Annotated in this window: 10 protein-coding genes and 1 rRNA gene; 10 read left to right on the top strand and 1 reads right to left on the bottom strand. The window is 48.8% G+C overall.

Annotation, left to right across the window (positions count from 1 at the left end):
* From ACR0QE_RS11595 to ACR0QE_RS11550, 10 genes are all read left to right on the top strand, one after another.
* A 23S ribosomal RNA gene (locus ACR0QE_RS11595) occupies positions 1–82 on the top strand; the annotation flags it as partial.
* A gap of 141 nt (positions 83–223) precedes the next feature.
* On the top strand, positions 224–949 hold the full coding sequence (locus ACR0QE_RS11590) for an ABC transporter permease (RefSeq protein ID WP_432628506.1): 726 nt from the start codon (positions 224–226) through the stop codon (positions 947–949).
* A gap of 168 nt (positions 950–1,117) precedes the next feature.
* Entirely contained in the window at positions 1,118–2,200 is a 1,083-nt protein-coding gene (locus tag ACR0QE_RS11585) for an ABC transporter substrate-binding protein (RefSeq protein WP_432628505.1), read from the top strand.
* 79 nt (positions 2,201–2,279) lie between these two features.
* On the top strand, positions 2,280–3,026 hold the full coding sequence (locus tag ACR0QE_RS11580) for an ABC transporter ATP-binding protein (protein ID WP_432628504.1): 747 nt from the start codon (positions 2,280–2,282) through the stop codon (positions 3,024–3,026).
* Positions 3,023–3,844 carry a TatD family hydrolase gene (locus ACR0QE_RS11575; protein WP_432628503.1) on the top strand — a complete coding sequence of 274 codons (822 nt, stop codon included), beginning with the start codon at positions 3,023–3,025 and terminating at the stop codon, positions 3,842–3,844. The genes ACR0QE_RS11580 and ACR0QE_RS11575 overlap by 4 nt, the downstream gene beginning before the upstream one ends.
* A gap of 236 nt (positions 3,845–4,080) precedes the next feature.
* Positions 4,081–5,904: a hypothetical protein gene (locus ACR0QE_RS11570; protein ID WP_432628502.1), complete on the top strand. Its 1,824-nt coding sequence runs from the start codon at positions 4,081–4,083 to the stop codon at positions 5,902–5,904.
* Complete coding sequence (locus tag ACR0QE_RS11565) at positions 5,904–6,608, top strand: NUDIX domain-containing protein (protein ID WP_432628501.1); 705 nt, start codon at positions 5,904–5,906, stop codon at positions 6,606–6,608. Before ACR0QE_RS11570 ends, ACR0QE_RS11565 begins: the two co-directional genes overlap by 1 nt.
* A 155-nt stretch (positions 6,609–6,763) precedes the next feature.
* Positions 6,764–8,284: an HD domain-containing phosphohydrolase gene (locus ACR0QE_RS11560; RefSeq protein ID WP_432628500.1), complete on the top strand. Its 1,521-nt coding sequence runs from the start codon at positions 6,764–6,766 to the stop codon at positions 8,282–8,284.
* An 8-nt stretch (positions 8,285–8,292) separates the two neighbouring features.
* Complete coding sequence (locus ACR0QE_RS11555; RefSeq protein WP_432628499.1) at positions 8,293–9,303, top strand: GGDEF domain-containing protein; 1,011 nt, start codon at positions 8,293–8,295, stop codon at positions 9,301–9,303.
* 224 nt (positions 9,304–9,527) lie between these two features.
* Complete coding sequence (locus ACR0QE_RS11550) at positions 9,528–10,688, top strand: glycosyltransferase family 4 protein (RefSeq protein WP_432628498.1); 1,161 nt, start codon at positions 9,528–9,530, stop codon at positions 10,686–10,688.
* Between the two features lie 109 nt (positions 10,689–10,797).
* Here the strand turns inward: ACR0QE_RS11550 and ACR0QE_RS11545 are convergent.
* A partial coding sequence (locus ACR0QE_RS11545; protein WP_432628497.1) for a substrate-binding domain-containing protein occupies positions 10,798–11,348 on the bottom strand: 551 nt, incomplete at its 5' end.

Here is an 11,348-nt window from a genome sequence, read left to right as displayed (position 1 = left end):
GACGACGAGGTAGATAGGGCAGAGGTGGAAGCGCAGTAATGTGTGGAGCTGACTGTCACTAATAGGTCGAGGGCTTAACCAAGACGGTTTAGGAAATACAGAATACGGATGATTCAATGTGCAGTTTTGAAGGTATATGAATAAAAGATATAGCGATAGAAAGCTGTATTCCAGAGATGGGGTGCAGCTTTTTTTCTTGTATGAGAGGAAAAGGATTTTATTTATGAAAACTATAAAGAAGGAAAAGTTCACGCCGGTTCTTTTTATTCTGGCGATTTTGGTAATTTGGGAGGTGGCAGTTCAGATTTTGCAAATTCCGCTCTATGTATTGCCATCCCCGATAGCGGTTGTTCAGGCGTTGATTTCAGAAAGTGCGGAACTTAGCGGACATGCACTTGTGACGACGGGGGAGGCTCTTTTCGGAATTGTGATTGCCTTTGTATTGTCGCTCCTTCTGGGAATTTTGATGGATTCGTTTCCGGCAGTCCGGAGCAGTCTCTATCCGATTCTTGTTGTGACACAGACGGTCCCGATGATTGTGATGGCGCCGATTCTGATCATCTATATGGGATTTGGAATGGCGCCGAAGATTCTGACGGTTGTGCTGATGTGCTTCTTTCCGGTTGCGGTCAGCTTTGCGGACGGTCTTTTGCGGGTAAATAAGGAGTATGTGCATCTTGTCCGCTCCTACGGGGCAGGAAAATGGAAGTCTTATTGGCTTGTAAAGATTCCGGCGGCAATTCCGGAACTTTTATCTGGAATGAAGGTTGCAGCGACGTACAGTATCAGCGGTGCAGTGGTCGGTGAGTGGCTTGGTTCCCAGAAGGGGCTTGGCTATTATCTGCTGCGCGTGAAGAACAGCTATATGCTTGATAAAGTGTTTGCGTGTGTGGTATTTATCGTTGTGCTGAGCTTATGCATGAATGGTCTGGTTCGTCTGATTTCCTAGGCAGCGATGCCGTATAATCGGAAAAAGGACAAGGTCAGAGTCGGGGATAATTAAGATGGATTCTCGTCTGCTGCCGAGAAGTAAGAGAAGTGGACGGATCTCATAAATCACTGTAAAAAACGGTGAGAACTGCAGAAGATGCAGAAAAAGGAAAAAGAGGAGAATATTATGAGAAAAACATGGAAAAAAGCGGGAAGTATGCTGATGGCAGCAGTTCTGGCTGCGGCAAGCCTTTCTGGCTGCGGCTCATCAAAGGGCACAACTGAGACGACCGGTGCGGCAGAGACAACGTCTGCAGCTGGGGACACTCAGGTTGAAACGACGAAAGGAGCGTCTTCTGATGCAGGTGAAAAAGAAGATGTGACCGTGATTCTGGACTATGTGGCAAATACAAATCACACAGGAATGTATGTGGCACTCGATCAGGGATATTATGAGGAAGAGGGTTTGAATGTCAACATTGTGGAGCCGACAGAGGGTGCGACCGCTACGCTCGTCGCAGTAGGAAAGGGAGATTTTGGAATCAGCTATCAGGAGGATGTGACTGTGGCACTGACTTCCAAGGATGCACTTCCGATCAAGGCAATCGCAGCGCTGATTCAGCACAATACCTCTGGCTTTGTGACATATGCAGACAAGGATATCACTTCCCCGAAAGATTTTGAGGGAAAGACCTATGCCGGTTGGGGCGGACCGGGAGAGGAGGCTGTCCTGAAGGCAGTGATGACACAGGCAGGTGCGGACTTCTCCAAATTGAATATGGTGATTTCGGATGGTTCCGGCTTTGAGGCTCTGAAGGATAAGGTGGACATCATGTGGTTTTTTGAGGGCTGGGATAATGTAAAGTGCAAGCTGAATGATTTTCCGATCAATTATATGGAACTTCGCCAGCTCGATGAGCGCCTCGATTACTACACTCCGGTCATCATTGCAAATGACGATACTCTGAAAAATAAGCCGGAGATGGTAAAGAAATTCCTCTCTGCCACGGAGAAGGGCTATCGCTATGCGATTGAGCATCCGGATGAGAGTGCGGAGATTCTTCACAAATATGCACCGGATTACTCCCTCGATATGCTGAAGATGTCTCAGGAGTATCTCTCAGGAAAATATATGGAAGACACGGATCGCTGGGGCGAGATGAAGGACAGTGTGTGGGATAATTATACGGATTTCATGGCAGAGTACGGTGTGATCGATCACAAGATTCCGGCAGCAGACTGCTACACAAACGAATTTCTTCCGGAGTAGGGAATAGGAATTTGAAAGACAGCATCAGCGCGCAAAAAGACACAGAAAACAGAAAATCAGAAGGAGAACAGAAGAGGCGATGAAAAAACTGGAAGTATCGGAACTGGTATTTTCCTATGAGAATCGAAAAATTTTGAATCAGCTTGATTTTTCCGTCGGGGAGGGAGAGTTTGTGAGCATTCTTGGCCCATCGGGATGTGGAAAATCGACGATTTTGAAACTGATGACAGGGGTTCTCACTCCGGAAGACGGCAAAATCCTGGTGGATGGAGAAGCGATCCGGGGAATCACCGAACATTTTGCGTATATGCCGCAGAATGATCTTCTGTTTCCGTGGAAGACGATTCTCGAGAATGTCTGTCTTTATGGGCGGATTCATGGGACTTTGGCAGAGGTGAAGCAGGAGGCACAGCGCCAGATGGAGGCTTTTGGCCTGAATGGATATGAGAATAAATATCCGTCCGCGCTCTCCGGAGGAATGCGCCAGCGTGCAGCTTTTCTCAGAACCCTTCTGTGCCACGCGGACATCCTGCTTCTTGATGAACCATTTGGTGCGCTTGATGTCATCACGCGGGGCGAGATGCAGGATTGGCTTCTCAGTGTGCGAAAGAAGATGAACCGCACAGTTCTTCTTGTGACTCACGACATGGATGAGGCAATCTATCTGTCTGACCGGATTCTGATTCTGGACCGGGTTTCCGGAAAGGTGCGGAGGGAGCTGTCCATCACAGAAAAGAACCGCTCCAGAGACTGGCTCTATCAGCAGGGGGAACTGCGCAGAGAGATTTATCGGGAGATCATGGGGGAGAGGAATGAGAATTCATGAGCGTGATGACAGAGAGAAAACCGGATTTTGACGCTCAGGGCATGGACAAGCATATGACGGATGCCCATGCACACATTCTGACAAAGCAGGAGGCAAAGGAGAGAATCCACCGGCATCTCGTCACAATGGTGTCTGCCGGAACTCCGGGGGAAGCAGAACGTGTGGGAGAATTTTGCAGGATTCCAGGTGCACAGGGCGTGCTGATTCCGACTTTTGGGCTTCATCCGTGGCACAGTGATAAGTGGTCGGTGCAGCAGATGAGGCCGTACATGGAAAAGGGCAGTGTGATCGGCGAGATCGGTATGGATGGGATCTGGTGTGAGGTTTTGCTCGAGCGTCAGCGGGAGGTATTTGAACAGCAGCTCGCTTTTGCCGTTCAGGCGAAAAAACCGGTGGTTCTCCACACAAAGGAACAGGAGAGGGAGATTGCAGACCTGATCTGCCGCTATCCGAACCGCTATCTGGTGCACTGGTATTCTGCCGACCATGATCTGGATCGCTATCTTGAACTGGACTGTTTTTTCTCGATTGGACCAGATGTGATCTGGAATCCGAGTGTGCAGGAGGTGGCAAGGAGGGTCCGTCCGGAACGTCTTCTTGTAGAGACGGATGGAATGGAAGCCGTCCGCTGGGCCTTTGATGAGGGGAGAAGAGTCGGTGCAGAGGTATCTGGAGAGGCCGATCTGATGTCAGCAGATGAGTCGCTTTGGCGGACGATCGAAAAAACAGCGGCTCTTCGCGGCTGCGATCCGCACAGCCTGCAACTTCAGATAGAAAAGAATTTTTGGAATTTTCTGAACAAAGATTCTGGGGATTGACATATGGTTTTTTTTGTGTGTATACTAATAAAAAGAGACCCGTGGCAGCATTTCGTGACGAGAGTGACGAAAAAGACCTCGGATAGAATCAGAACTGGCCGGCGTTTCCACAGGGAAGCGACCGGCTGTTTCTATTTCCCATTGTGTTGTCTGATTTTACTTATTGATTATGAGATCATTATGAGATTATGACAGGATGGGAAATGGCGTTAAAAAGTTTTCGGAGATGAAAAACGATGTGGAAAATAAAAAAACAGGATCTACCGCTCAGATGGGTGAGTATGGGGGTGGCGTCTCTTCTTATGATTCCGCTTGCGCAGATGCCGCTTTGGTGGAGCCCTGTGCCCGCTCAGACCTCCTTGGTATCAAAGGAGAGAATCGAAGCTGTGAATCTGCAGGATGTGATTGATCTCACAGATCAGGGCAAAGAAAACGGCGATCTGAGAGAAAACTGGACGGAATCAGAAGAAAAGTTAAAAAAGAAGTGGGAAGATTTTTCAAAATCTTCTGTGAGCGGATGGCGTCAGGAGGATGATGGGTGGCATTATCGCATGGGAGGTTCGGATTTGACGCGGACTCTGGCGGTACTTGACGGAAAGCTGTATCGCTTTGATGAAAATGGAGTGATGATGACGGGGATCATCGATCTCGGAGGCGACTTATATGCGGTTGACCAGAATGGAAATCCGCTTCCGAAAGTTGCTGTCTGGAAAGACGGTTCACTCTATCTGACGGGAACAGAGGGAGAAATCCTGACGGGTTACCAGTGGATTGGAACGGATCAGTATTACTTTACAGAGAACGGAGCGGCGCAGTCCGGCGGTGTGACTCCTGACGGTCTTTATAATCTGGATACATACGGAAAAATTGTCAGCATCAATCTGTACACAGAGAAAGGAAACTGTCCGCTTGATGGGGCACCGGGAACGAGTGGATATGAGATCGGCGGATATCCGATTGAGCTGTTTCTGCTCTCAATGGCAGGGGAGACGAGCGGTGGAAGCATCACGATGGGCGATCATGGGCGTGCCTATGGTCTGTGCCAGTTCGATTATCGCTATGATCTGATGGATTTTGTGAATTATGCGTATCAGCTTCATCCGGCACTCTGGAGTGGATTTGCGGATTTTGTGGGCAAGTATGGAGACTCGGATGAGACGCTTGTGGGAAATTCGGATTTAGAGCAGGCTTTCCAGTATGCAGAGGCGATCAGTCCGACAAATTATGCGGCGGATCAGGCGGCATTTTTGTACAGAAGATATTTTACAAGTACTTACCGTGCATTCTCGGAGGCGGGATTCCATCTGGAACAGCGCAATATTGCCGTGAGCTCAGCGCTTTTAAGTGTCAATATCAACTGTGGGGTGCACAATTCGCTCTATTTAAGCCATCTCTCCCCGGAGATGACGGATGACGAGATGATCACGGAGATTTACCGACTTCGAAATACGATTCTGACGAGAAATGGCAAGGGAACGAATACGCGTTTTCTGCGCTCGGAGCCGGAGCTTGCGAGACAGCTTTTAAACGGGGAAGTCAATGCGACTTCGACTGTGAGAATGGCGGGAGGTGTCTCCTGGTCTGCAAATGTGCTGCGCTATTGCGGAGAAGTGTTGTCGGATGAAATGATTGAGAGACGGCTTGCAATTTTAGGACCGGGATTTCGGACGGCGAAGACGGAAGAGGGCGACGATAACAGCTTCTTTAACGGCGCTTTCTGGGATCAGTCGGAGCTTGGAATGGCAGAGAGCGGGTCAGAAGAGGAAGAGTACGAGGAGAGCAGTTTCCCACAGGAGAGCTCGTCCTCTCCGGTTTATCTTGCGGGACGCTCAAAAAAGAATCAGGAAGCAGGAAATTCTGGGAATATCATCTGGGACGACAGCGCCGAGATCAGCACAGAAGATTTCGACGAGTTCGATCAGGAGGATGGAGATCAGAACGCAAATACGAGCGGTCAGAGTGAAAATAAAAATGGCGGGACGGAGCCGGAGACTTCGACGAGTGCCGTCATTACGAGCGGAACAAAAGGGGCAAAGCAGGCAGAGGAGGAGACGGAGTGATGGCATTTTTAGAGAAACTGGATCCGTTTTATGGAACGGGAGAGAAGAATCGTGCGGGACAGAGCCTTGAGGAATTTCTGGATGCATACAATCCCCAAAAATATGACACGCCGAGCAACACCACAGATATCATTGTCGTGCGCAGCAAAGAAAAACTGGTGCGCTGGGGACAGCCGATTCAGGTGCTGATGGTGAAGCGCAGCAATCATCCGAGCATTGGTTTCTGGGCAACCCCGGGAGGCTTTGTGGAACTTCGGGAAGATCTGGAGGCAGGAGCTGCGAGAGAACTCGAGGAGGAGACGGGAGTGGCAGGACTTCCGCTTCGCCAGATGCGCACCTGGGGCGCCTGGCAGAGAGATCCGCGGTGGCGCGTGATCACAACCTCATTTCTGGCTCTTGCGGAGGGAGAACTTCCGGTCAAGGCAGGTGACGATGCAGCGGATGCCCTCTGGATGGATGTTTCCCTGAATCAAAAGAACGCCAATCAGGATAATCTGGATACAAAGACCGGAAAAATCTGGGAGCTTTCCCTGAAAAATTCAAAACATGGGATTGAACTGCACGCGGAGGTGGAAATCTGCTGCAAGGGAAGCGGAATTTTGCAGGAAGAGGAGTACAGGCTGCTCTCAAGTGACGGGATTGCAGTGGATCATGGATGCCTGATCACGCAGGCGCTTTTGTATCTGAAGGGGCGGCTGGAGTAAATGGGAACTCTCAGCGTTGCTGTTTGTACAACGCGTGAACAGTAACATTTTTGCGAATGATGGGAAAGAGTGATAGTCAGTTATTCTTTTTTATGATAAAATGGCGATAGCGTTTTATTTCATAGGAAAATCTTTTTGTGCAGAGGAAAATAAAAATGGGGAACGAAGTAAGAAAGGAGAGAGTTCTGCTGGTGGACGATTCGCAGCTGAATCGGGCAATGTTAGCAGAAATTCTGGCGGGAGAGTTTGAGATTCTCGAAGCAGAAAACGGAGCGGAAGCGCTGAAACTGATTCAGAAATATGAAACCGGAATTTCCTTAATTCTTCTGGATATTATGATGCCGGTGATGGATGGATTTGAGTTGCTGGCGATCATGAATAAGAACCATTGGATTGAGAATATTCCGGTGATCATGATTTCCGCGGAGAATGGATCTGCCTATGTGGACTGGGCGTATGAGCTGGGAGCGACGGACTATATCAGCCGCCCGTTTGATGCGAAGGTCGTCCAGCGGCGCGTTCAGAACACGATTATGCTGTATGCAAAGCAGAGGCATCTGATCGGGCTTGTGACGGATCAGGTTTATGACCGGGCAAAGGGCAACTGGATTCTGGTCAGCATTCTCAGCCATATTGTAGAATTTCGAAATGGCGAGAGTGGACTCCATGTGATGCACATCAATGCGATCACCGGAATCTTGCTGGAATGTCTGGCGAAAAAGACGGATAAGTACGGGCTTTCCTGGACGGATCGATCGATGATCACGCTTGCCTCCTCTCTTCACGATATCGGAAAGATTGGAATCGATGACCGGATTTTGAACAAACCGGGCAAACTTACAAAAGAAGAGTATGAAATCATGAAGACACATGCACAGATCGGAGCATCCATGCTGAGTCAGATTGATTTTTATAAAAATGAGAAACTGGTGAAGATCGCGTATGAGATTTGCAGGTGGCATCATGAGCGATATGATGGAAAAGGCTATCCGGATGGCTTAAAAGGGGAGGAGATCCCGATTTCGGCGCAGGTGGTTGCGCTTGCGGATGTGTACGATGCCCTTGTGAGCGAGCGCGTTTATAAGCCGGCATATTCCCACAATCAGGCGATTCAGATGATTTTAAATGGGGAGTGCGGTGCGTTCAATCCCCTGCTTTTAGAGTGCCTTGTGGAGATCCAGGATCGGATCGCAAAGGAATTGGAGCTGCGCTCTGTCGGAGATCAGAATATCCGTCAGATGCGAAATGTGGCAGATGAACTGCTTCAGAGACCGGAATTTTCTGTCGCGGAGCGCACACAGCAGCAGCTTGAATATGAAAGAATGAAGGACAAATTCTTTTCTTCACTCTCCAAGGAGATTCGATACGAGTACACAGCCCAGCCGTTGATGCTGACGATCTCGAAGTGGGGCGCAAAGGTACTCGGAGTTGATGAGGTGATGCTCGAACCGGAAAAAAATGAAAAGCTGTTGGAGGCAATTCCGCCAGCGGAGATAAAAAAACTCAGAGAGAGCTTTTTGCGGACAACGCCGGAGAACCCCGAAGTGGAAAATGTCTGTCAGATGCGGATTCACGGAAGGTTTCAGGAGTGCAGGGTGATCAGCAGAGTCATCTGGTCGAATGAGACTTTGCCGCAGTATAAGGGGAGCATTGGCAGAATTCTGACGGAAGAGTGACGGAAAGGATGAACAGCGTGGAGAAGAAACCGATTCTGGAAAATCTGGAAAAGGCCGGAAAACTGCTTCAGCTTGTGGCAGGAAGAGGCTTTCAATTTTTTGAATACGATGCGATGAGAGACAGTCTGCTTCTTTATGACCATGACTTAAACCCCAAAAAGCGGGTGGAGGGATACATGGATCTTTTAAAATCCAGTCCTCGGATTCATCCGGAAGACAGATGGAAGGCGATCGAATTCTGCAGGGGAAAACTGCGCGGTGCAGTGACGATCCGCGTGATCGATAAAGCTGGAAAAATTCGGCGTAAGGTTGTGGAGTCCACCCTTGTGTATAAAAATGAGAATGAGACTTTTCTGGTCGGAGTTTTTGGGGATGCCATCTCAAGTTCTGCGCGTCAGGAATATCTGGAAGATCAGATTCTCAGGGATGTGCTTACGGGACTTTACAACAAGCGTGCGGCAAAAGAGATGGTAGACGAATATATCTGCCATCGGGTCTCGGAAGAGTCCTGCGGAATGCTGGTCGTTGATATTGACAATTTTAAACATGTAAATGACCGCTATGGCCATCTTTTTGGAGACAAGGCGGTCGTGGAGCTCGGAGATCTTCTGCGGATGACGTTTGATAGCCGGGATATTGTGGCGCGGGTCGGCGGAGATGAGTTCATGGTCTTTGTGAAGGGGATCGAGAGAGCGCTTCTTGAGGAGAAGAGCGAGGAACTCGTCCGGAATATCCGGAGACTTCATTTTCCATATCCGGATTACACGATGACGTGCAGCGTGGGCGTTTCCTTTCTGCCTCACGGGCATTATGGATTTGATTACAATCAACTTTTTGAAAATTCGGATCGTGCACTCTATCGCGCGAAGAAAAAAGGCCGGGACTGTTATGAATTTTGCGAAGAACTGGTGCATGTCCAGGTTCCGGAACTGTATGAAAAGCCCTCTTTATTATTAGGGGGGGGGGTAAAAACTCAAAACGAGAGGAAAAGATCCACAGAACACCCCAGAGACGATTGACACTGTGTAAAGATAGTGTTAATATTTTCTTATATAACTGTAAAAAACAGACAATTCAAAAAACGTATGATAAATGAGCGGAATATATGCGTAAGAATTGAAAACAGAGAGATAAATTGAATCAAATCTAATCTAAACGCGGAAAGCAATATGAAAGAAAGTAAGATCGATACGGAGACAAGAAGATATACGGAAATATATATACGGAAACAGGGGGGAAAAGTATGAAAATAGCAATGCTCGGTCATAAGAGGATCCCATCAAGAGAGGGAGGAATTGAGACCGTTGTCACAGAGCTTGCGGTGAAAATGGAGCAGAGGGGCAACCAGGTGGAGGCTTACAACCGCTGGGAGCCCTTTAATAAAGAGCTCCCAAAACTTCCGAAAGAGTACAGGAATGTAAAAATCCACAAGATTCTGACCTCACAGAAATCATCCTTGAATGCGTTCATTTATTCGGTGCTGGCGACATGCTCAGCTACATGCAGGGCACTTTTTGGAGACCATGATGTCCTTCACTATCATGCAGAAGGAAGCTGTGCGATGATATGGCTTCCGAAACTTTTTAGAATTCCGGTTGTGGCGACGATCCACGGACTGGATTGGAAGCGTGCAAAGTGGGGCAATTTTGCGACAAAGTATCTGCTTTTTGGTGAGCGAGTTGCAGCGCGCTATGCCGATGAGATCATTGTGCTCTCAAAAGATATGCAGCACTATTTTCTGGAGACATATGGCAGAGAGACGCATTATCTGAATAATGGAATTCAGGTTCACGATCCTGTTCCTCCGGACAAAATCCGCAAATTTGGCTTAAAAGAGCAGAATTATATCCTGTATCTTGGAAGAATTGTCCCGGAAAAGGGGATTCATTATCTGATTGAGGCGTTTGGCGGAATTGATACGGATGTCAAGCTTGTGATTGCGGGAAATGCGGATAAGGCGAATCCTTACGCGGCGTCCATCTGTGAGAAAGCGGCGAAAGATAAACGGATTATTATGACGGGATTTGTCGAGGGACAGATGTTGGAAGAGCTTTACAGCAACTGTATTGCCTATGTCCTTCCGAGCGATGTTGAGGGAATGGCGATTACGATGCTTGAGGCGATGAGTTATGGAGCACACTGCATTTTCAGCGATATTCCGGAAAACAGAGAGGTTGCTGGTGATTATGCCAAGTATTTCCCGGTCGGAGATGTGAAAGCTCTTCGCGTGTGCCTTCAGCATGCAATTTCTCTTCGGGAGACAGAAAAGAATGCAGATGGAGAGAGAGAGATCGCCTATATCAAAGAGAAATTTGGCTGGGATCCTGTGGTGGACAGCACACTTGATATTTATAAGCTTGCGATCAAGAAGATGGGAAAAACCGTGGCGCAGAGCACGACCTGAGATTATACGCTCCGCGGGCGTCGACTTGAACAGAAATTACGGGGAGCGGAAAATTCCGCTCCCTTGTTGTTGTAATGACGTTTGTGATTTTGTTTTGCTTTGCCTTGCTTTACAGCTTTGCACAGCTGTCGCGCTCCACGATGTGATGCGGAACAAGGATTTTTGTCGCGAGCAGGTTCGGATTTTCGATGTGGTTGATCATCTGGGATGCCGCCTCGATTCCAAGCTGGAAGGAGTTGATGTCCACTGAGGTCAGCTGAGGGGAAGTCAGGCGGGCAAACAGGGAGTTGTTGAAGGAGATGATCGAGAGATCATCCGGGATCGAAAGCCCGGTCTCCAAACACACGCGCTCGAGGGCAACCGCGAGGATATCGTCGCTCACAACCAGAGCGGTGGGGCGGTCCGGACGCCGCAGAAGTTCGAGGAGGGGCTGGCGGTCTTCCTCATTTGCGGACTTCATCTCGATGCAGTAGTCCGGATTCAGCGGAAGGTGATGGCGGAGCTGGGCACTCTCATAGCCGGTGCGCCGGTCAGCGGAGAACATCATGGTGCTGTCGCTTCCGATATATCCGATTTTGCGGTGACCGAGCTGGTAGAGATATTCGGTGGCCTCCTGGCCGGCGAGCAGGTTGTCATTGTCGATGTAGATCGTCTGATTGG

It is taken from the genome of Brotaphodocola sp. (assembly GCF_050873065.1).
In the GTDB taxonomy this organism is placed as follows: domain Bacteria; phylum Bacillota; class Clostridia; order Lachnospirales; family Lachnospiraceae; genus Brotaphodocola.
The sequence above is the reverse complement of the archived record's forward strand: the minus strand, read 5'-3'. Positions and strand labels throughout refer to the sequence as shown.

Excerpts from the sequence above, each read along its gene's own strand:
- ACR0QE_RS11590 (WP_432628506.1), top strand. The coding sequence starts at position 224 with ATGAAAACTATAAAGAAGGAAAAGTTCACGCCGGTTCTTTTTATTCTG.
- ACR0QE_RS11585 (WP_432628505.1), top strand. The coding sequence starts at position 1,118 with ATGAGAAAAACATGGAAAAAAGCGGGAAGTATGCTGATGGCAGCAGTT.
- ACR0QE_RS11580 (WP_432628504.1), top strand. The coding sequence starts at position 2,280 with ATGAAAAAACTGGAAGTATCGGAACTGGTATTTTCCTATGAGAATCGA.
- ACR0QE_RS11575 (WP_432628503.1), top strand. The coding sequence starts at position 3,023 with ATGAGCGTGATGACAGAGAGAAAACCGGATTTTGACGCTCAGGGCATG.
- ACR0QE_RS11570 (WP_432628502.1), top strand. The coding sequence starts at position 4,081 with ATGTGGAAAATAAAAAAACAGGATCTACCGCTCAGATGGGTGAGTATG.
- ACR0QE_RS11565 (WP_432628501.1), top strand. The coding sequence starts at position 5,904 with ATGGCATTTTTAGAGAAACTGGATCCGTTTTATGGAACGGGAGAGAAG.
- ACR0QE_RS11560 (WP_432628500.1), top strand. The coding sequence starts at position 6,764 with ATGGGGAACGAAGTAAGAAAGGAGAGAGTTCTGCTGGTGGACGATTCG.
- ACR0QE_RS11555 (WP_432628499.1), top strand. The coding sequence starts at position 8,293 with ATGAACAGCGTGGAGAAGAAACCGATTCTGGAAAATCTGGAAAAGGCC.
- ACR0QE_RS11550 (WP_432628498.1), top strand. The coding sequence starts at position 9,528 with ATGAAAATAGCAATGCTCGGTCATAAGAGGATCCCATCAAGAGAGGGA.